This window comes from Pseudobutyrivibrio ruminis DSM 9787, from assembly GCF_900218035.1.
GTDB classification, from domain to species: Bacteria; Bacillota; Clostridia; order Lachnospirales; family Lachnospiraceae; genus Pseudobutyrivibrio; species Pseudobutyrivibrio ruminis.
Window position 1 is genome coordinate 312,800 of sequence record NZ_OBMR01000003.1, and the last position, 20,728, is coordinate 333,527.

General features: G+C 39.5%; 18 protein-coding genes and 1 pseudogene. All 19 read left to right on the plus strand.

All coding sequences use genetic code 11. The features are described 5' to 3' along the window. The first annotated feature begins 63 nt into the window (after window positions 1-63). The 19 genes and pseudogenes from trpD to gltB all read left to right on the plus strand — a co-directional run bounded on the left by trpD (window position 64) and on the right by gltB (window position 20,723). Window positions 64-1,131, plus strand: a complete 1,068-nt coding sequence (gene trpD / locus CRN97_RS03420; protein WP_097075868.1) for an anthranilate phosphoribosyltransferase — start codon at window positions 64-66, stop codon at window positions 1,129-1,131. Beyond that, window positions 1,097-1,891, plus strand: coding sequence for an indole-3-glycerol phosphate synthase TrpC (gene trpC / locus CRN97_RS03425; RefSeq protein ID WP_097075869.1), 795 nt, complete (start codon window positions 1,097-1,099; stop codon window positions 1,889-1,891). The genes trpD and trpC overlap by 35 nt, the downstream gene beginning before the upstream one ends. After that, window positions 1,878-2,447: pseudogene (locus CRN97_RS14340) on the plus strand (phosphoribosylanthranilate isomerase); the annotation flags it as partial. The gene trpC and the pseudogene CRN97_RS14340, both read left to right, overlap by 14 nt. Next, window positions 2,442-3,671, plus strand: coding sequence for a tryptophan synthase subunit beta (gene trpB / locus CRN97_RS03430; protein ID WP_044934926.1), 1,230 nt, complete (start codon window positions 2,442-2,444; stop codon window positions 3,669-3,671). The pseudogene CRN97_RS14340 and the gene trpB, both read left to right, overlap by 6 nt. Then, window positions 3,664-4,440, plus strand: coding sequence for a tryptophan synthase subunit alpha (trpA, locus tag CRN97_RS03435; protein WP_097075870.1), 777 nt, complete (start codon window positions 3,664-3,666; stop codon window positions 4,438-4,440). Before trpB ends, trpA begins: the two co-directional genes overlap by 8 nt. Beyond that, window positions 4,430-5,926, plus strand: coding sequence for an anthranilate synthase component I (gene trpE / locus CRN97_RS03440; RefSeq protein WP_097075871.1), 1,497 nt, complete (start codon window positions 4,430-4,432; stop codon window positions 5,924-5,926). The genes trpA and trpE overlap by 11 nt, the downstream gene beginning before the upstream one ends. After that, entirely contained in the window at window positions 5,923-6,486 is a 564-nt protein-coding gene (locus CRN97_RS03445) for an anthranilate synthase component II (protein WP_097075872.1), read from the plus strand. The genes trpE and CRN97_RS03445 overlap by 4 nt, the downstream gene beginning before the upstream one ends. Before the next feature lie 99 nt (window positions 6,487-6,585). After that, window positions 6,586-7,152 carry a biotin transporter BioY gene (locus tag CRN97_RS03450; protein ID WP_074790583.1) on the plus strand — a complete coding sequence of 189 codons (567 nt, stop codon included), beginning with the start codon at window positions 6,586-6,588 and terminating at the stop codon, window positions 7,150-7,152. 191 nt (window positions 7,153-7,343) lie between these two features. After that, window positions 7,344-8,144, plus strand: coding sequence for a transporter substrate-binding domain-containing protein (locus CRN97_RS03455; RefSeq protein ID WP_097075873.1), 801 nt, complete (start codon window positions 7,344-7,346; stop codon window positions 8,142-8,144). A gap of 72 nt (window positions 8,145-8,216) precedes the next feature. Continuing rightward, window positions 8,217-8,888 carry an amino acid ABC transporter permease gene (locus CRN97_RS03460; protein ID WP_033153923.1) on the plus strand — a complete coding sequence of 224 codons (672 nt, stop codon included), beginning with the start codon at window positions 8,217-8,219 and terminating at the stop codon, window positions 8,886-8,888. Then, entirely contained in the window at window positions 8,878-9,618 is a 741-nt protein-coding gene (locus tag CRN97_RS03465) for an amino acid ABC transporter ATP-binding protein (protein ID WP_097075874.1), read from the plus strand. Before CRN97_RS03460 ends, CRN97_RS03465 begins: the two co-directional genes overlap by 11 nt. A gap of 9 nt (window positions 9,619-9,627) precedes the next feature. Beyond that, window positions 9,628-10,215 carry a cytidylate kinase-like family protein gene (locus CRN97_RS03470; protein WP_074790577.1) on the plus strand — a complete coding sequence of 196 codons (588 nt, stop codon included), beginning with the start codon at window positions 9,628-9,630 and terminating at the stop codon, window positions 10,213-10,215. A gap of 64 nt (window positions 10,216-10,279) precedes the next feature. Then, complete coding sequence (locus CRN97_RS03475; protein WP_097075875.1) at window positions 10,280-10,981, plus strand: gamma-glutamyl-gamma-aminobutyrate hydrolase family protein; 702 nt, start codon at window positions 10,280-10,282, stop codon at window positions 10,979-10,981. An 11-nt stretch (window positions 10,982-10,992) separates the two neighbouring features. Continuing rightward, window positions 10,993-11,514: an FUSC family protein gene (locus CRN97_RS03480; protein ID WP_179670665.1), complete on the plus strand. Its 522-nt coding sequence runs from the start codon at window positions 10,993-10,995 to the stop codon at window positions 11,512-11,514. After that, on the plus strand, window positions 11,507-13,417 hold the full coding sequence (locus CRN97_RS03485) for an NAD(+) synthase (protein ID WP_097075877.1): 1,911 nt from the start codon (window positions 11,507-11,509) through the stop codon (window positions 13,415-13,417). Before CRN97_RS03480 ends, CRN97_RS03485 begins: the two co-directional genes overlap by 8 nt. Before the next feature lie 85 nt (window positions 13,418-13,502). Further along, a complete protein-coding gene (locus CRN97_RS03490) occupies window positions 13,503-14,501 on the plus strand; it encodes an asparaginase (RefSeq protein WP_044933997.1) in 999 nt (332 codons plus the stop codon). A gap of 10 nt (window positions 14,502-14,511) precedes the next feature. Then, window positions 14,512-15,171: an L-serine ammonia-lyase, iron-sulfur-dependent subunit beta gene (sdaAB, locus tag CRN97_RS03495; RefSeq protein WP_097075878.1), complete on the plus strand. Its 660-nt coding sequence runs from the start codon at window positions 14,512-14,514 to the stop codon at window positions 15,169-15,171. A 10-nt stretch (window positions 15,172-15,181) separates the two neighbouring features. Then, the gene (gene sdaAA, locus CRN97_RS03500) at window positions 15,182-16,048 is read left to right on the plus strand and encodes an L-serine ammonia-lyase, iron-sulfur-dependent, subunit alpha (RefSeq protein ID WP_097075879.1); all 867 of its coding nucleotides are present in this window, start codon (window positions 15,182-15,184) and stop codon (window positions 16,046-16,048) included. Between the two features lie 148 nt (window positions 16,049-16,196). Continuing rightward, window positions 16,197-20,723: a glutamate synthase large subunit gene (gene gltB, locus CRN97_RS03505; protein WP_097075880.1), complete on the plus strand. Its 4,527-nt coding sequence runs from the start codon at window positions 16,197-16,199 to the stop codon at window positions 20,721-20,723. Window positions 20,724-20,728: the final 5 nt, after the last annotated feature.

The window sequence follows — 20,728 nt, forward strand, 5'->3', positions numbered from 1 at the left end:
TGGTTTCTGTCAGGGACTTTTTTTATTTCCCAAGTTTCTGACAGAAGGGAAGGAGATTACGAGATGATTAAAGAAGCGATTGAGAAAATTGTTAACAAGGGGGACCTTACATACGAGGAAGCCTACACTGTAATGAATGAGATTATGAATGGTGAAAGCTCACCAACACAGAACGCAGCATTTTTGGCAGCCCTTTCTACAAAAAGTGCAAGAGCGGAGACAACTGATGAAATTGCTGGTTGTGCTGCTGCTATGAGAGAGCATGCTACAAAGGTTGAAACAGGAATGGAAGTATTTGAAATCGTTGGAACAGGTGGAGACAATGCACATAGCTTCAACATTTCAACAACATCAGCACTAGTGGCAGCGGCCGGTGGAATGAAGGTAGCAAAGCATGGAAACAGAGCGGCCTCTTCACTATGTGGTACAGCTGATTGCTTGGAAGCATTGGGAGTTAACATTAGCCAGGACCCAGAAAAGTGCGTAGAACTTCTTAAGGAAGTAGGCATGTGTTTCTTCTTTGCTCAGAAGTATCACACATCAATGAAATACGTAGGGGCAATTAGAAAAGAGCTTGGATTTAGAACAGTATTTAATATCCTGGGACCTCTTACAAATCCAGCTGTTCCAACAATGCAGTTGCTTGGAGTTTACGACGAATATTTAGTTGAGCCACTTGCGCAGGTACTTATCAACCTTGGAGTTAAGCGTGGCATGGTAGTTTATGGTCAGGACAAACTTGATGAGATTTCTTTAAGCAGTCCAACAAAGATTTGTGAGATTAGAGATGGATGGTATAAAACTTACATCATTGAGCCAGAGGATTTTGGATTTGAAAAATGCGCTAAAGAAGATTTGAGGGGTGGTACTCCAGAAGAAAATGCAAAGATTACAAGGGACATTCTAAATGGAGTAAAGGGACATAAAAGAAATGCAGTTCTTCTTAATGCAGGAGCAGCTCTTTACATCGGTGGAAAAGCTGAATGCTTTAAAGCTGGAGTAGAGCTTGCAGGAGAAATAATTGATTCTGGAAAAGCACTTGAGACATTGGAGAAATTCATACTATTAAGCAACAAGATTGCAGAGGACAATAGCGATGAACATACTGGAGCAGTTAGCGGAGCATGCTAGGTTTCGTGTTGAAGAAAATAAAAAGAATAAGTCACTTGAAGAAATAAAAGCAGAAGCATTAACTCTTCCAAAGGGAGCGTTTGAATTTGAAAAAGCATTGGCAATGCCAGGTATGAGCTTCATTTGTGAGTGCAAAAAGGCATCCCCTTCAAAGGGAATCATAGCTGAGAAATTCGACTATTTGGATATAGCCAGGGCATATGAAGAAGCAGGAGCTGATTGCATATCTGTTTTGACTGAACCAAAGTGGTTTTTGGGAAGTGACAAGTATCTAGAGGATATCGCAAATGCGGTTTCAATTCCGATTATAAGAAAAGATTTCACTGTAGATGAGTACATGATATACGAGGCAAAGGTATTAGGTGCTAGCGCTGTACTTCTAATCTGTAGCATCCTGACAGAAGAGCAAATCAAAGATTATATTCGTATATGCGATAGTCTTGGAATCAGTGCTTTGGTGGAGGCCCATGATGATGCGGAAGTAAAGATGGCAGCGAGTGCAGGGGCTAGAATAATAGGTGTAAACAACAGAAATCTTAAGGATTTTTCAGTAGATACGGGAAATAGCAGGAGATTAAAAGCACTTGTAGATGACAAGGTGATATTTGTATCAGAGAGTGGAATTAAAACAGCAGAGGATATATTCCAACTTAAAGAAGCAGGTGTTGATGCAGTTTTAATTGGTGAAACACTTATGAAAGCAACTGACAAGAAGGGAAAGCTTAAAGAATTAAGAGGTGATGAAGATGACAACAATTAAACTATGTGGTCTTACAAGAGAAGAAGATATCATAAAGGCAAATGAGCTTAAGCCTGAGTATGTTGGATTTGTTTTTTGTGAGAAAAGCAAAAGAAACGTTAGTCGAAAGCAGGCAAAAAAGTTAAAGAGTATGTTAAATCCTGAAATAAAAGCTGTAGGTGTATTTGTTGATGCACCAGAGCAGGAAGTTGAAAGCTTATTTGAGGAAAACATAATTGATGTGGCTCAGCTTCATGGAAATGAGGATGAAGACTACATTAAATCACTTATGGATAACAATATTCCTGTTATCAAAACTTTCAAGGTTACATCTGCAGAGGAGCTTATAAAGGCAGAAAAGTCCAGCGCAGACATGATTATGTTTGATGCAGGAAATGGAGAGGGTAATCGAATCAAGGATTTAAATCTTCTCACCTATATAGATAGACCTTTTATTCTTGCAGGTGGATTAAACCAGGAGAACGTTGCTGAAGCAATTGATACTGTAAAACCATATGGCGTTGATGTTAGCTCTGGTATTGAGACAGATCATCTTAAAGATGGATACAAAATGGATCAATTCGTAAAAGCGGTAAGAGAGGATGTAGTTCCAGCAAAGAGCAAAGGTAGATTTGGTGTTCACGGTGGCCAGTATATTCCAGAGACTCTTATGAATGCGGTTATGGAGCTTGAGGAAGCTTACAATCACTACAAGGATGATCCAGAGTTTAACAGAGAGTTGAAGGAGCTTCTTGATGAGTATGCGGGAAGACCAAGCCTTTTATACTACGCAAAGAAGATGACTGAAGACCTAGGCGGAGCCAAAATCTATCTTAAGCGTGAGGATCTAAATCATACTGGAAGCCACAAAATTAACAATGTATTGGGACAGGCTCTTCTTGCTAAAAAGATGGGCAAGACAAGACTCATTGCAGAAACAGGAGCTGGACAGCATGGTGTGGCAACCGCCACAGCTGCGGCACTTCTTGGAATGGAGTGCGTTGTATTTATGGGCAAGGAAGATACTGAGCGTCAGGCACTTAATGTATATAGAATGAGACTTCTTGGAGCAGAAGTTATCCCTGTAACAAGCGGTACTGCCACATTGAAGGATGCAGTTTCAGAGGCCATGAGAGAATGGACAACACGTATTGATGATACTCATTATTGTCTTGGTTCAGTAATGGGACCTCATCCATTTCCTACAATTGTTAGAGATTTCCAGGCAGTTATTTCCAGGGAAAGCAGAGCTCAGATTCTTGAGAAAGAGGGAAGACTTCCAGATGCTGTTATTGCTTGCGTAGGTGGTGGAAGCAATGCTATTGGAAGCTTTTATCACTATATCAATGACAAGGACGTGGAGTTGATAGGCTGTGAGGCAGCAGGTAGAGGAATAGATACATTTGAAACAGCTGCAACAGTAAATACAGGAAAAGTTGGTATTTTCCATGGTATGAAATCATATTTCTGCCAGGATGAATATGGTCAGATTGCTCCTGTATATTCTATTTCTGCAGGCCTTGATTATCCTGGTGTTGGTCCAGAGCATGCTTATCTGCACGATATTGGACGTGCAAAATATGTACCAGTTACTGATGATGAGGCTGTTGATGCTTTCGAGTATATTGCAAAGACAGAGGGAATAATTGCTGCTATAGAGTCAAGTCACGCTATCGCATATGCGAAGAAGCTTGCTCCAACAATGAGAAAAGACCAGATTATTATAGTTACCGTTTCAGGTAGAGGTGATAAGGATTGCGCAGCAATCGCACGTTACAGAGGGGAGGATATCCATGAGTAAGATTTCAGAAGCATTCAAAAACAAAAAAGCATTTATTCCATTCATTACATGTGGAGATCCTGATTTAGAGACAACAAAAGAAATAATCAAGGAGCTTGAGATAAACGGCGCAGACTTGATTGAACTTGGAATACCTTTTTCTGATCCAACTGCTGAAGGTCCTGTAATACAGGGTGCAAATATTAGAGCTTTGAAGAATAAAATCACAACAGATGATGTATTTGAAATGGTAAGAGAGGTCAGAAAGGAAGTGAAGATTCCGCTTTGCTTTATGACTTATGCAAATGTTGTTTTTTCTTATGGTTCAGACAGATTTTTTGGAAAGTGCCAGGAGGTTGGAATTGATGGCATCATCCTTCCGGATGTTCCTTTCGAAGAGAAGGAAGAGTTTGAAGGAGTGGCATCTGAATATGGCGTAGACTTTATATCGATGGTTGCACCTACTTCTGAGGATAGAATTGATATGATTACGAAAGAAGCAAAGGGATTTATCTATATTGTTTCCAGCCTTGGGGTGACAGGTACAAGAAGCGAGCTTAATGAAGGCATCAAAACAGTAGTTGATAGAGTTAGAAAAAACACAGATGTACCTTGTGCGGTAGGATTTGGTATATCAACTCCAGAGCAGGCTGCCAAGATGGCTGATATATCGGATGGAGCCATTGTTGGTTCTGCAATTGTTAGAGTTGTAGAGGAGTACGGTAAAGAGGCTCCAAAACATGTGGGAGAGTTTGTTAAGTCAATGAAGGAGGCATATCATGCATCCTAGTTTAGAGCAGGTTAAAGAACTTGCGAAAAGTGGTGATTACAGAAGGATTCCTGTAATGATAGAAATGCTTTCCGATAGTTTCACACCAATAGAAATGGTACGAATACTGAAAGCTGCCAGTCATCAGTGTTATTTATTGGAGAGTGCAAGTCAGACAGAAACCTGGGGAAGATATTCGTTTCTTGGATTCAATCCTAATTTAGAGGTGACCTGTCAAGACGGACACCTTTTTATAAAGGAAAATAAGGGAGACAGTAAAGTCTTAATTCAGGAAAAAACAGTAGCACATCCAGGTGAAACACTACGTGAAATTATTAGGATGTATAAAAGTCCAGTGTTATCGGATTTTCCAACTTTTACAGGTGGATTAGTAGGTTATTTTTCATACGATTACATCAAATATGCTGAGCCAAAGCTAAAGCTTGAAAATCATGGAGAAGACGATTTTAAAGATATGGATTTGATGCTTTTTAACGATGTAATTGTATTTGATAATTTCAAGCAAAAAATCTATTTGATTACAGGTGTTATGTTAGATGAATCTGATAATCTAGAAAGCCTATATAACGAAGCAAATGAGCGACTTGAAAATATAAGGAACCTATTGATAAGTGGGACAAAGGAAAAGTTTGAGCCACTATCCCTTTTATCAGAAATAAAGCCAAAGTTTACATCAGAAGAGTATGGAGAGATGGTAAAAAAGGCAAAGAATTACATAAAAGAAGGTGATATTTTTCAGGTTGTTCTTTCAAATCCCCTTACGGCAAAAGCAAAGGGAAGTCTGTTTGATACATACCGTCTTCTAAGAGCCAGCAATCCATCTCCATATATGTTTTATTTTTCAAGTGATGATATCGAAATTGCTGGTGCATCGCCAGAGACACTGGTCAAGGTAGAACAAAAGCAGGTGAGCACATTTCCTCTTGCTGGAACAAGACCAAGAGGGAAAAATCAGGCAGAGGACATAGCTCTTGAAAAAGAGCTTTTGGCAGATGATAAGGAACGTGCAGAACATAATATGCTTGTTGATTTAGGTAGAAATGACATTGGAAAAATTAGCAGTATTGGTTCTGTAAATGTTGAAAAATATATGGAAATAGAAAGGTATTCCCATGTAATGCATATAGGTTCCACAGTTGTTGGACACCTGGCAGATGATAAGGATGCTATTGATGCAGTAGATGCGATTTTGCCAGCGGGAACCTTATCTGGTGCGCCAAAGTTTAGAGCCTGCCAGATAATCGAAGAGCTAGAACAGAGCAAACGTGGCATATACGGAGGCGCCCTTGGCTATATAGATTTCTCGGGAAATTTGGATGTGTGCATAGCAATAAGACTTGTATATAAAAAGAACGATAAAATTTGTATTCGTTCAGGAGCAGGCATTGTCTATGATTCAGTTCCAGAAAACGAAGCAATTGAATGCATCAATAAGGCAAAGGCTGTAGTAAATGCTGTTAGCCTGGCCGAGGGAGGTTTGGCATGATTTTACTAATAGATAACTATGATAGTTTTTCATACAATCTTTTTCAGCTGGTAGGGGAAATTGAGCCAGATATTAAGGTTTGCCGAAATGATGAAATTCGTATTTCCGATATTGAAAAACTAAATCCTAGCCATATTATTATTTCACCGGGACCAGGTAAGCCTAGTGAAGCCGGAATTTGCGAGGAGATTGTCACCCATTTTGCAGGAAAGATACCAATTCTGGGGGTGTGTTTGGGACATCAGGCTATCTGCGAAGCCTTTGGCGCAAATGTTACCTATGCAAAAGAATTAATGCATGGTAAACAATCAAAGGTTCAGGTTGACAATAGCTGCAAGTTATTTAAGGGGCTTCCAGATACAGTGGATGTTGCTAGATATCACTCGTTAGCTGCAGATAAAGACTCTTTACCAGAGATGCTTAAAGCCGTTGCAATCACTAAAGATGGGGAGATTATGGCTGTTGCTCATAAGGAATATGAAGTATATGGATTGCAGTTTCATCCAGAATCAATTTTGACTTCTAATGGAAAAAATATGATTGAAAACTTCATTGCTTAATGCAGATTGTCAACCTCAACTATATATATGGTTGACAATGAGCTGGTGTTTTGATATTGTTATTCAGGTGAAAAAATTAAAGTATTACAGGGAGGCAATATGGATAACACAAGCACATTAACAACAAAAGAATCAGCATTTAAAACACTTGATATTGCATATATTGCTCTTGGAGCAGCACTTATTGCAGTATGCTCATGGATTAGCATTCCTACAACAGTGCCATTTACTCTACAGACATTTGCAGTATTTGCTATGCTTTCCCTTCTTGGGGGCAAGAGAGGAACACTCTCAGTATTGGTTTACATTTTAATCGGAGCAGTAGGTGCTCCAGTATTTGCTGGTTTTTCGGGGGGAATTGGTGTAGTTCTTGGTTCAACAGGTGGCTATATTATTGGTTTCTTGCTTACAGGTCTTGTATACATTGTGGCTACTAAGCTCTTCAAGAAGACACTTGTAGTTGAAATCGTAGCACTTGTCATTGGACTTGCAGCTTGCTATGCACTTGGAACAGTATGGTTCATGGTTGTTTACTCTAGGGATGCTGGTGCAATTGGGGCAATGACAGCACTTTCATGGTGTGTTTTCCCATTCATCATTCCTGATTTAGTAAAGCTTGCACTTGCACTTGTACTTGCAAGAAGAGTTAGACCAGTAATTAAATAAGTTATGAAATAAATTTGGGTTGAAATCCTTTCTAAAAAAAGGTATATTATTGCGTAACGAAGACAAAGGCGTCTGCTATAGGTTTAGCAGGCGCTTTTTCTAAAATTAGCAATAGTAGTGCATTAAAGCTACAAAAATGCTAAAATAATTTCTGTGTTTATTAACACAGTTTTCAGGAAGGAGATTTTGAAATGAAGAAAAAGTCACTAGCATTATTAATGGCATTTGCAACAATGTTTGCAATGGTTGGATGTGGAAACGCATCAGGACAGGGCGCAACTGAACAAGGTGCAGATGCTGCTACTAGTTCAGATAAGAAATGGGTTATCGCTACAGATACTTCATTCAAGCCATTTGAGTACACAGATGACAATGGGGATTTCGTAGGTATTGATGTAGATATCCTTGCAGCTATCGCTGAGGATCAGGGATTCGATTATGAGCTTAAGTCTCTTGGATGGGATGCTTCAATTGCAGCATGCCAGGCAGGACAGGCTGATGGAATGATTGCAGGTGCTTCTATTACAGATGAAAGAAAGGCATCTGGATGGGTTTTCTCTGATGGATATTATGATGCAAATCAGTCTATGGCTGTAGAGGCATCATCTGATATTACAGGTTTTGAAGATTTAAAGGGACAGTCAGTTGCAGTTAAGACAGGTACAATGAGTGCTTCTTATGCTGAGAGCCTTTCAAGTGAGTATGGCTTCACTGTTACATACTTTGAGGATTCTCCTACAATGTATCAGGCAGTTGTAGGTGGTCAGGTTGCAGCTTGCTTCGATGACACTCCAATTATGGCTTCAAATATTAAAGATACTGGTATCTCAATGAAGATTCTTGAGAACACTGGTAACGATCCTGCTGAATACGGATTTGCAATTTTCAACTCAGACAACCAGGAGCTTATTGATATGTTTAATGCAGGTCTTGCAAATATCAAGGCAAACGGCACATACGATGAAATCATTGCAAAGTACTTAGGCGAATAGTATTAGATTAAAGGGGCAGGGGTTTACCTGCCCTTATTATTTATAAAACCAGTTAGAAAGGGTTTATTATTTATGTTAACTATTATTTCAGTTTATGGTCCTATGCTTCTAATTGCTATGGGCAGAACATTGCTTCTTGCATTACTAGGCTTATTCTTTGCCTGCATTATCGGTATGCTTTTCGGTATTATGGGTGTAGTTAAGAACAGAGTAAGCAATGTAATCTCACAGATTTTCGTTGATGTAATCAGAGGAGTTCCGATGATTGTATTAGCCTTCTTTGTATATTTTGGTATTCCATACTTATTTAATACCATCATTGGAGGTTTCTCTGTTAGTTTGACAGCGCTTCAGGCAGGTACAATCTGTCTTGCTTTAAACTGTGGTGCTTATATGGCAGAAATTATTAGAGCAGGTATTCAGTCTGTTGATAAAGGTCAGATGGAAGCTGCCAGATCTCTTGGTCTTACATATGGACAGGCTATGCGCAAGGTCGTATTACCTCAGGCCATCAAGACAATGATTCCTACATTCATTAATCAGTTCATTATTACACTTAAGGATACATCAATTCTTTCAGTTATCGGTTTCCCAGAACTTGTTAACACAGCAAAGAACGTACAGGCAAACACATTCATGTCATTCCAGACATGGGCTATAGTTGGTGTTATGTATCTTATAGTTATTACAATCCTTTCACGTAGTGCAAAGGTTCTTGAAAGGAGATTAAACGTTGGCAGATAAAGAAATTAAAATCAGTGTTAAAAATCTTAAGAAGTGCTATGGCGACTTAGAGGTATTAAAGGATATCTCCACAGATGTTACTAAGGGCGAGGTTGTTTGTGTAATTGGTCCTTCAGGCTCTGGTAAGTCTACATTCTTACGTTGCTTAAATAGACTTGAGACTGTTACTGCAGGCTCAATTGTTGTTGACGGAAACAACATCACAGATAAACATATCAATATCAATAAAGTTAGAGAAAATATTGGAATGGTATTCCAGCATTTCAACCTTTTCAATAACCTAAACATACTTGATAACCTTACACTTGCTCCAGTTCAGCTTAAGAAGTGTTCTAAGGCTGAGGCAGAGGAGCGTGCTAAAAAGATGCTTGCAAAGGTTGGTCTTGAAGACAAGGCATCAAGCTTCCCTAGTCAGCTTTCAGGTGGACAGAAGCAGCGTGTTGCTATCGCTCGTGCACTTTGCATGGAGCCAGATATTATGCTTTTCGATGAGCCAACATCAGCTCTTGATCCAGAAATGGTAGGAGAGGTTCTTCAGGTTATGAAGGATTTGGCTGCAGATGGTATGACAATGGTTATTGTTACTCATGAGATGGGATTTGCTAGAGAAGTAGCAGATAGAGTAATTTTTATGGATGGTGGCTACATCATTGAGGAGGGCATACCTTCAGAGGTATTGCTTAATCCAAAGGAAGCTAGAACCATCGATTTCTTAAATAAAGTATTATAAGAGGGGCGTATGAAAAACATAATTACAATCAGCCGTCAGTTTGGTGCTGGCGGCGGAACAATCGGTAAAGAGGTAGCTGAGCGTTTAGGCTACTATTACTGTGATAAGGATATGATTATCAGAGCAGCAATCGAATCAGGTAATCTTAGTCCTGAAGAAGTTAGATACTTTGATGAGAAGGTACCAAGAGAGTTTGGCTTGGGACAGAGTCTATTTGACTTCTACAATAAGCCACTTGATGAGCGTCTTTACAATGCTCAAAAGGAAGCAATCAGAAAGGTTGCTGAAAAAGGCAATTGTGTAATAGTCGGCAGAAATGCCAACATCATTCTTAAGGAATTTGATCATTCTCTTCATGTATTCGTTTCAGGTACAGAGCATTTCCGTGTTAAGCGAATGATGGAGAAAATGCCAGGCACCACAGAGGAAAAGGTTCGTGAGGAGCTTCACAATGTGGACAAGGCAAGAAAGAAATACTGCAAGCACTACACTGGAACAGAATTCGGCAATGCTGAGTTTTATGATTTGTGCTTAAAGAGCTCAACACTTGGGCTTGAAAAATGCGTTGATATCATTTGTGATACAGCGAAGTTTTAATATTGTTTAATAGACAAAGGCGTCTGCTAATAAATAGCAGGCGCCTATTTTTATGGAGATTATTATGAAACCTATTATTGGACTAATACCTTTATATGATGATGAAAAGGATAGCTATTGGATGCTGCCTGGATATTTGAAGGCAATTGAAAAATCTGGAGGAGTGCCTATAGTTCTTCCTTTTTCGCAGGATAAAGAAGAGCTTGCAGTCGCTTATGGATTATGTGATGGAATCTTGTTTACTGGAGGACATGATGTTAATCCTACAATTTATGGTCAGGTCATATCAGATAAGTGCGGAATATCTTGTGAAACAAGAGATGTAATGGAAGGATTTTTGTTAGATTTATGCGTATCTGACAATAAGCCATTACTAGGAATCTGCAGAGGATTACAGTTCATAAATGCTCATCTAGGAGGGACTCTTTATCAGGATTTGCCTACAGAGTATAAAAGTGATGTAGAGCATCATATGAAGCCACCTTATGATAATGTGATTCACAATATTGACGTAAGAGGAAATACCAAATTGGCGAACATTATTGGTGCAGGTGTACATGGAGTTAATAGCTATCATCACCAAGCAATTAAAGAGTTGGCAGATGGACTTGATGCTATGGCAATATCAGAGGATGGCCTGGTGGAATCTATAGCAATCAAAAATCAGAAATTCGCAATTGCGGTACAATGGCATCCAGAATTTTCATATGACAGTAGTGATGACAGTAAAAAGATTATGAAGGCTTTTGTAGATTCATGTATGTAAGAGAACAATTTATGAATAAAACAGCAAAAATCCCCAAAATTGGGATGAGAATAATTAAATCGGCAGTAGCAGTTTTTATATGCTTTTTGATTGATGATTTGAGGAATGAGGCTGGTATAGTTTTTTACTCACAGCTTTCAGCTTTATGGTGTATGCAGGCTAATAAGAAAAACACTATAAAAAATGCAAAGCAAAGGTTCATAGGCACTATTATTGGTACTATTTTTGGCTTTATATATATAGTTGTTAAAATAAATCTGCTTAGGAATTTTAATCTTGACTATGATTACATAGCGGCAGCAGTAATTTCAGTAATGATTGTTGTAATAATATATACAACAGTTCTGGTGAATAAAAAACAAGCATCATATTTCTCATGTGTGGTTTTTTTAAGTATTGCTGTAAACCATATAGGAGATATGCAACCATATCTATTTGTTTGGAATAGGTTTCTTGATACTGCAATTGGAATATTAGTTGGAGTAGGTGTGAATTTGTTGATTAATATAAAAGGAAGGGAACAATATGACTGATGGATTTATTAAAGTTGCAAGTGCAACATGTGATATAAAAGTAGCGGATACAAAACATAATGCAGATGCGATTGTTGAAAAGATAAAGGAGGCTACAGATGGAGGTGTAAAAATTATCTGTTTTCCTGAACTTTGTGTTACAGGATATACCTGTGGAGACTTATTTTTGCAGGATAACCTACTTAGAGGTGCAAAGGAGGCTGTTGAACATATAGCTTATGCAACTAAACATTTAGACATAGTGGCTATTGTGGGACTTCCTTGTGTTATCAATCAAAAGTTATATAACATTGCAGTTGTAATCAATCATGGAGAAGTGCTTGGTGGAACTGCAAAACAGAACTTGCCTAACTATAATGAATTTTACGAATTGAGACATTTCACTGCAGCAGATTGTGATTTTAAGGAAGAAGTATCTTTTGGTAAAGGGAAGTCTTCGTATATTTGTTGTAATCAGATTTTTTCTATTGAGGACATGCCTAATTTGAAATTTGGCATTGAAATCTGCGAAGATCTTTGGGTTGCAGACACTCCGTCTGTTAGATTAGCAGAAAACGGGGCTACAATTATTTTTAATCTATCGGCTAGCGACGAGGTTATAGGAAAGAGAGATTATAGAAAAAATTTGATAAAAGCTAAATCTGGCAGTTTGTGTTGTGGATACGTATATGCGGATGCCGGAATTGGAGAATCCACTCAGGACATGGTTTTTGCCGGACATAATATTATTGTCGAAAATGGTACTGTTCTAGCTGAATCGGAACTATTTGAAAACGATATGATTATTGCAGATATAGATGTAGATAAGCTTGTTTATGAAAGAAGGAGAATGAATACCTTTAAGGCTGGTGTGAGGGCTGAAGAAATCAAATGTGTTTTAGCAAAAACTAATACTGTACTAGAGCATACGACCACAAAGCTTCCATTTGTGCCAGCTGAACAAAGTAATCTAAACAATCGATGTAAAGAAATCCTTACAATGCAATCTGTAGGACTTGCCACACGAATAAAGCATATTGGTTGTAAAGATGTTGTGATTGGGCTATCTGGAGGATTGGATTCTACTTTAGCTCTTATAGTAGCAGTCCATGCATTTGACAGATTAGGGTTAGATAGGTCTGGTATTAGAGCTATAACCATGCCGTGCTTTGGAACTACGGATAGGACATACAATAATGCTTGTAAGCTGGCTTTAGAGTATCGCACATCCCTTGAGGAGATTAATATTAAGGACAGTGTATTGCAACATTTCAAGGATATAGGTCAGAGTGAGAACATTCACGATGTAACCTATGAGAACTCCCAGGCTAGGGAACGTACACAAATTTTAATGGATAAGGCTAATATGTACGGAGGAATCGTTGTTGGAACAGGGGACCTATCTGAGCTTGCTCTTGGATGGGCCACTTACAATGGAGACCATATGTCCATGTATGCAGTAAATGCATCTATTCCAAAGACTCTCGTAAGATGGTTGGTTGATTATGAATCAAGAAATGCAACTGATAATCTTAGAATGATTCTTAATGATATATTAGATACACCTGTAAGTCCTGAATTACTTCCACCCGATGAGAAGGGGAATATTGCACAGAGGACAGAAGATTTAGTAGGACCATATGAACTGCACGACTTTTTCCTATATTACATGTTACGTTTCGGCTTCACTCCTAAGAAGATATATAGACTTGCAACTTTTTCTTTTGCAGAGGACTATAGCAAGGAGTTTATACTTAAGTGGATGAAGACCTTCTATAGGAGATTCTTTAGCCAGCAGTTTAAAAGAAGCTGTATGCCAGATGCACCTAAAGTGGGAACAGTTACCCTTTCCCCAAGGGGCGATTTCAGAATGCCAAGTGATGCAAGCTATAGTATTTGGATGAAGGAGTTAGAGGAGATATAATAAGTGAATAAATACCAGTAGTTAAATCTAGACTAAGCTTTTTAAAAGGTGTATTCTATATTCCTAAGAAAAAGGAGATAAATCATTGAGTAGGAACATACTTATTATTAATACTGGCGGAACTTTGTCTTCGGTAATGAAGGAAAGTGGTCTGGCACCAGGACTTTCCACACAGGATATGAAACGTGAATTGCACGTGGTGTCAGGTGATATTAATTTTGAAATAGAAGATTTTATGGCTGTTGATAGTGCCAATATTTTCCCTGAGGATTGGAGTAAGTTGGCTGAGCATATTGGTGGTATACGTAATGACTATGATGGCATTGTTGTAATCCACGGAACAGATACACTTGCATATACATCTTCTATGCTTTCTTTTATGCTTCAAAACATAAATATTCCGGTTGTAATTACTGGCTCACAGCTTTCTATTACAAATCCAATTGCAGATGCTATGGAAAATTTACGCTGTGCCATCCATATGGCAGCAAGTGGCAGAGCAGGAGTGTTTGTTGCATTCAATCGCAAGGTAATGCTTGGCTGTCGTGCTTCAAAGGTTCGTTCTCTTAGCTTTGATGCTTTTGAGAGCATCAACTATCCCAATGTAGCTGAAATCAGCTCACTAGGAATGAATATTGATGACAGCACAATCCCTGTTAGAAACGGTGTATTCCATTTGGAAAACAATTATTCTACAGAAGTTTGTATGCTGAAAATGTTCCCAGGCATTCATAGAAGCCTTGTTGAATCAATTGCGGCGCAGGGATATAAGGGACTTTACATTGAGGCATTCGGAATCGGTGGCATGCCATTTTTGAAGCATGATTTTATCAGCACAATCGAGAAGGTTATTGCTGATGGTATGACTGTTGTAGTTGGTACTCAGTGTAGATACGAAGGCTCAAAGATGGATGTTTATGAGACTGGTAAAAGAGCTCTTGAAAGTGGTGTACTCCAGGCTCAGGACATGACCAGTGAAGCAGCTCTTACAAAGCTAATGTGGATTCTTGGAAAGACTAGCAATCCATCTGAAATAAAGGATTATTTTTCTCTAAATATTGCAGGTGAGCTTAAAAACTATTAGGAGATTTTTAATGAATCTATTTGATATTATCGGACCGGTTATGGTAGGTCCATCCAGCTCTCATACAGCAGGAGCAGCCAAAATTGGAAATGTCTGCAATAAACTTATGGCAGAAAAGATAGAAAGTGCTGAGATTTATTTGCATGGCTCTTTTGCAGAAACAGGCAAAGGACATGGTACTGACAAGGCTATCGTTGGCGGCTTGATAGGAATGGCATGTGATGATGAAAGGCTACCAGAAAGCTTTGATGTAGCGCAGGAGATGGGATTTAAATTCACAATTCAGGCAGCTGACTTGGGAGATGTTCATCCAAACACAGCAAAGGTAATTATGCATGGAGTGTCAGGCCATAGCTTAGAGGTAGTGGCATCATCTATTGGTGGCGGACGTATTCAGGTAGTTATGCTTGATGGTGTGAAGGCCAACTTCTCTGGAGAAAGCCCTACACTTATAGTTCATAATGTTGATAAGCCAGGATATATTACTGAGGTTACAAGGCTTCTTGGCATAGAACATATTAATATTGCTACTATGCAGCTCTATCGTAAAAAGCGTGGTGGAGAAGCTGTTATGGTAATTGAGTGTGATGAGTGTGTACCAGAGAGCACAATCAAGGAATTAGAAAAACTAGAAGGTATTATGAAGGTTTCATATTACTGTCCAGAGTAGAGGATTATAGATGTTTGATTCAGTAGAAGAGATTTGTAAATTAGAAGAGAATAGCGGAGTTCCTTTCTGGAAGATAGTTCAGCAGGACGATTGCAAAGAACGCGCAGTTTCAGAGGAAGAATCCTTTGAAAACATGAAGCGCATGTACACGGCAATGAAGGAGTCTGCTCTTAATTACGACAAGACAGTTAAAAGTAACAGTGGTTTAGTAGGTGGTGAAGCAGGTCTTCTTAGAGAATACCTTGATGGAGGCAATGCTTTAGTAGGAGACTTTGCAGGACGTGTTATGGAATTGGCTCTTCGTGTTGCTGAGGGGAATGCATGTATGAAGCGAATTGTAGCTGCACCTACTGCCGGTTCATGTGGTGTAGTACCAGCTGTGTTCATTGCTACTCAGGAAAAGCTTGGCCTTTCAGATGATAAAATGACAGAAGCACTTTTTGTTGCGGCAGGCTTTGGTGAGGTAATAGCAGCCAGAGCATCACTTGCCGGTGCTGAAGGTGGCTGTCAGGCGGAAATCGGAGCAGCCAGCTCAATGGCAGCAGCAGGACTTGTATATCTTCGTGGTGGAAGTGGAAGAAATAGTGCAAACGCTGCAGCACTTGCTCTTAAAAATCTTCTGGGACTAGCTTGCGATCCTGTTGCAGGCCTGGTAGAGGTTCCATGTGTTAAACGAAATGTTTGTGGTGCTATGAATGCAGTTACATCAGCAGAGCTTACTATGGCTGGTATTGAAAGTCGAATTCCTGCAGATGAAGTGTTTGATGCTATGAGTGCTGTAGGTAAAGACATGAATCCTAATATAAAGGAAACTGGTAAAGGTGGAGTCGCTGGAACAGCAACTGGACAGAAAATTAAGGATGCTTTAGTGCATTAAATTGAAAAAGTGCTTGCATTATCTTTTAAATAGTTGTATATTTTTTCTCAGGACAAAGGCGTCTAAAGAAATTCCCTTATGGGGAGTCTCTTTAGATGCCTTTTCTTTTTTTGTTTATTAAAACTACTATGTGGAAGGAGTAGCTAACATGGGTAATCAAATGCAAGGTCTTTACGACCCATCTTTTGAGCATGACAACTGTGGTATAGGTGCAGTTGTATCTATTAAGGGAATCAAGACCCATCAGACTGTGTCAGATGCATTAAAGATTGTAGAAAACTTGGAGCATCGAGCTGGCAAGGATGCATCAGGTGAGACTGGCGATGGTGTTGGAATTCTTCTTCAGATTTCTCATAAATTTTTCAAGAAGGTTTGTGAAAAAGAAAAGATTGCAATCGGCAATGAGCGAGAATATGGAATTGGTATGTTTTTCTTCCCTCAGGATGAGTTGAAGAGAAAACAGGCAATGAAGATGTTTGAAATCATTGTTGAGAAGGAAGGACTTGAGTTCTTAGGATGGCGTAAAGTTCCTACTAAATCTGAAATATTAGGAAAGATGGCCTTAGACTGTATGCCATATATCTGCCAGGCATTTATCAAAAAACCATCAGATTGTGAAAAGGGATTGGCTTTTGATAGAAGGCTTTATGTGGCAAGACGTGTATTTGAACAGACAGCAGAGGATACTTATGTAGCATCTCTTTCTAGTAGAACTATTGTATATAAGGGAATGTTCCTTGTTAATCAGCTTAGACTGTTTTTCGAAGATCTTGAGGATCCAGATTACGAGTCTGCAATTGCAACAGTACATTCACGTTTCTCAACCAATACAAATCCATCATGGGAGAGAGCACATCCAAACAGATTTATAGTTCACAATGGTGAGATTAATACTATCAAGGGTAACGCAGATAAAATGCTTTCCCGTGAGGAGACAATGGTATCTCAGGTACTTGAGCCAGAAATGTCAAAGATTACACCAGTTTGTAATCAGGCAGGATCCGACTCTGCAATGCTTGATAATGCGTTAGAGTTTTTGGTAATGAATGGCATGCCACTTCCTCTTGCGGTAATGATTACTATTCCTGAGCCTTGGTATAAAAATAAGGCTATGGACCAGGCAAGACGAGATTTCTATCAGTACTATTCAACAATGATGGAGCCATGGGATGGCCCAGCGTCTATCCTGTTTTCTGATGGCGATATTATGGGTGCTGTCCTTGATAGAAATGGTCTTCGTCCAAGCCGCTATTATATTACAAACGACGATTATCTAATTCTTTCTTCAGAAGTTGGTGTACTTCCTGTTGAGGAGGAGAGAATAGTTAAGAAGGATAGACTTCGTCCAGGAAAAATGCTTCTTGTTGATACTGTAGCAGGTAAGCTTATTGATGATGCAAAGCTAAAGGAGAAATATGCTAACAGCCAGCCTTATGGTCAGTGGCTTGATGCAAATCTTGCTCATTTAGCTGATATCAAGATTCCTAACGAGCCTGTTCCTAAGCATTCACAGGAAGAGCGTGACAGACTTCAGAAGGCATTTGGATATGGATATGGTGAGGTGAAGGAATCAATCCTTCCAATGGCTCTTAATGGTGTGGAAAGCACAGCTGCTATGGGTATTGATACTCCTCTTGCAGTTCTTTCAAATCAGCATCAGCCATTATTTAACTACTTCAAGCAGCTTTTTGCACAGGTAACAAATCCACCTATCGATTCAATCCGTGAGGAGATTGTTACAGCCACAACTGTATACATCGGTACAGCTGGCAATGTATTGGAGGAAAAAGAAGAAAACTGCAATATGTTGCAGATTAACAACCCTATTCTTACAGTTACCGATTTAATGAAGATTAAATCTATGAAGGTACCAGGACTAAAGGCAGAAACTGTACCTATCACATATTACAAAAATACATCTTTGGCTAAGGCTATCGAGCACTTGTATGTAGAGGTGGATAGAGTAAATAGAGAGGGTGCAAATATTATCATCCTATCTGATAGAGGTGTGGATGAGAATCATGTTGCAATTCCATCACTTCTTGCAGTAGCAGCAGTGCAGCATCATTTGGTTCAGACCAAAAAGAGAACAAGCCTTTCACTTATTCTCGAGTCGGGCGAGCCAAGAGAGGTGCATCATTTTGCAACCTTGCTTGGTTACGGTGCATCTGCAATCAATCCATACCTTGCCCAGGAAACAATCGAAGAGCTTGTGGAGAAGGGCCAGTTGCAGAAGGATGTACATGCGGCCATTGATTCATACAACGAGGCTATTATTACAGGCATCATTAAGATAGCATCAAAGATGGGTATTTCTACAGTACAGTCATATCAAGGTGCAAAGATATTTGAGGCAATAGGAATCAGCTCAGATGTAATCGATAAGTATTTCACTGGCACAATCAGCCGTATTGGTGGAATCACTATTGAGGATATTCAGGCTGATGTGGAAAGACAGCATTCTATGGCCTTTGATCCACTTGGATTGTCTGTAGATAAGACACTTGATTCGAAGGGTGTACATAAGATGAGATCGGGAGCTGAGGAACACTTATATAATCCTGCTACCATTCATTTGCTTCAGCTTGCTACAAGAACAGGTGACTATAACACATTCAAAGAGTATACAGCTTTAATTAACGATGAAGGTGCAGTTCGAAATCTTCGTGGCCTTATAGACTTTAAATACCCTAAGAAGGGAATCAGCATCGATGAAGTTGAGTCAGTAGATTCAATTGTAAAGAGATTTAAAACTGGTGCTATGAGTTACGGCTCGATTTCTAAGGAAGCCCATGAGACAATGGCTATCGCCATGAATATGCTTCACGGAAAATCAAATTCTGGTGAAGGTGGTGAAGAGGAAGCTAGATATGAGGTTGGTCCTGATGGTCTTAACCGTTGCTCTGCTATTAAGCAGGTTGCATCAGGTCGATTTGGTGTTACAAGCAAATACCTGGTATCTGCAAAGGAAATACAGATTAAAATGGCTCAGGGTGCAAAGCCAGGTGAAGGTGGACATCTACCAGGAAAGAAGGTATATCCATGGATAGCAAAGACTCGTCTTTCTACACCGGGTGTAGCTCTTATTTCGCCACCACCTCATCACGATATTTATTCAATCGAAGATTTGGCTGAGCTCATATATGATTTAAAGAATGCCAACAAGGATGCACGTATATCAGTAAAGCTTGTATCAGAGGCAGGAGTAGGTACAATTGCCAGCGGTGTAGCCAAGGCAGGAGCTCAGGTTATCCTTATCTCTGGATACGACGGTGGTACAGGTGCAGCTCCTAAGTCATCTATTCATAATGCAGGACTTCCATGGGAATTAGGTTTGGCTGAAGCACATCAGACACTTGCACAGAATGGATTGCGCAATAAGGTTGTTATCGAGACAGATGGTAAGCTTATGAGCGGCCGTGACGTTGCTATTGCCTGTGCACTTGGAGCAGAAGAATTTGGCTTTGCTACAGCACCACTTGTAACTATGGGATGTGTAATGATGAGAGTATGTAACTTGGATACTTGTCCTGTTGGTGTTGCAACTCAGAACCCAGAGCTTAGAAAGAGATTTACAGGTAAGCCAGAATACGTGGTTAACTTTATGCGCTTTATAGCTCAGGAGCTACGTGAATACATGGCAGAGCTTGGATGCAAAACTGTTGATGAGCTTTGTGGTAGATATGATTTGCTTACTCTTAAGAATGTGGCTGGAAGTGGACGAAGAGAAAAGGTAGATTTATCTGCTGTAATCTCTAATCCAAATCCTTATGAGAAGATTGAATATGATAAAAAGAATGTATTCAACTTTGAGTTAGAAAAGACACTTGATGAAAAGGTTCTTCTTAAAAAGCTTAAGAGTGCGGTAGCCTCTGGAAAGAAGGGAGAGGTAAGTCTTGATGTTTCAAATGTGGACCGTTCATTTGGTACATTGTTTGGAGCAGAGATTACCAGAAACCATGGAGAAAATCTGGAGGAAGATACCTATGTAATTAACTGCCAGGGTGCAGGTGGACAGTCCTTTGGTGCATTTATACCTAAGGGACTTACACTTAACCTGGAGGGAGATTCTAACGACTACTTTGGTAAGGGATTATCAGGCGGAAAGCTTGTTGTATACCCATCTGCTAAGGCGACCTACAAGCAGGATGAGAATATCATCATAGGTAATGTGGCTTTGTATGGTGCAACCAGCGGTAAAGCTTTTATCAACGGTGTAGCAGGCGAGCGTTTCGCAGTACGTAATTCAGGTGCTACTGCAGTAGTAGAAGGCTGTGGAGATCACGGTTGCGAATATATGACAGGTGGACGAGTTGTAGTACTTGGTGAGACTGGCAAGAACTTTGCAGCAGGTATGTCTGGTGGTATTGCATATGTGCTTGATGAAGACGCATCTTTATACAAGAGACTAAACAAATCTATGGTTTCACTGGAGACAGTTACTGACAAATACGATGTATTAGAGCTTAAGGAGATTATTGCTGAGCACGTGGCTGCTACTGGCTCCGCAAAGGGCAAGGAAATTTACGACAACTTTAGCGAGTATCTACCTAAGTTCAAGCGTATTGTACCTTTTGATTACAAAAAGATGATGCAGACAATTGTGCAAATGGAGGAAAAGGGATTATCTTCTGAGCAGGCACAAATCGAAGCATTTAATTTATTAAACAAGTAGGAGGG

Bases quoted from the DNA above. Each gene is read 5' to 3' on its own strand.
- trpD (WP_097075868.1), top strand. From the start codon at position 64: ATGATTAAAGAAGCGATTGAGAAAATTGTTAACAAGGGGGACCTTACA.
- trpC (WP_097075869.1), top strand. From the start codon at position 1,097: ATGAACATACTGGAGCAGTTAGCGGAGCATGCTAGGTTTCGTGTTGAA.
- trpB (WP_044934926.1), top strand. From the start codon at position 2,442: ATGGATCAATTCGTAAAAGCGGTAAGAGAGGATGTAGTTCCAGCAAAG.
- trpA (WP_097075870.1), top strand. From the start codon at position 3,664: ATGAGTAAGATTTCAGAAGCATTCAAAAACAAAAAAGCATTTATTCCA.
- trpE (WP_097075871.1), top strand. From the start codon at position 4,430: ATGCATCCTAGTTTAGAGCAGGTTAAAGAACTTGCGAAAAGTGGTGAT.
- CRN97_RS03445 (WP_097075872.1), top strand. From the start codon at position 5,923: ATGATTTTACTAATAGATAACTATGATAGTTTTTCATACAATCTTTTT.
- CRN97_RS03450 (WP_074790583.1), top strand. From the start codon at position 6,586: ATGGATAACACAAGCACATTAACAACAAAAGAATCAGCATTTAAAACA.
- CRN97_RS03455 (WP_097075873.1), top strand. From the start codon at position 7,344: ATGAAGAAAAAGTCACTAGCATTATTAATGGCATTTGCAACAATGTTT.
- CRN97_RS03460 (WP_033153923.1), top strand. From the start codon at position 8,217: ATGTTAACTATTATTTCAGTTTATGGTCCTATGCTTCTAATTGCTATG.
- CRN97_RS03470 (WP_074790577.1), top strand. From the start codon at position 9,628: ATGAAAAACATAATTACAATCAGCCGTCAGTTTGGTGCTGGCGGCGGA.
- CRN97_RS03475 (WP_097075875.1), top strand. From the start codon at position 10,280: ATGAAACCTATTATTGGACTAATACCTTTATATGATGATGAAAAGGAT.
- CRN97_RS03480 (WP_179670665.1), top strand. From the start codon at position 10,993: ATGAATAAAACAGCAAAAATCCCCAAAATTGGGATGAGAATAATTAAA.
- CRN97_RS03485 (WP_097075877.1), top strand. From the start codon at position 11,507: ATGACTGATGGATTTATTAAAGTTGCAAGTGCAACATGTGATATAAAA.
- sdaAB (WP_097075878.1), top strand. From the start codon at position 14,512: ATGAATCTATTTGATATTATCGGACCGGTTATGGTAGGTCCATCCAGC.
- sdaAA (WP_097075879.1), top strand. From the start codon at position 15,182: ATGTTTGATTCAGTAGAAGAGATTTGTAAATTAGAAGAGAATAGCGGA.
- gltB (WP_097075880.1), top strand. From the start codon at position 16,197: ATGGGTAATCAAATGCAAGGTCTTTACGACCCATCTTTTGAGCATGAC.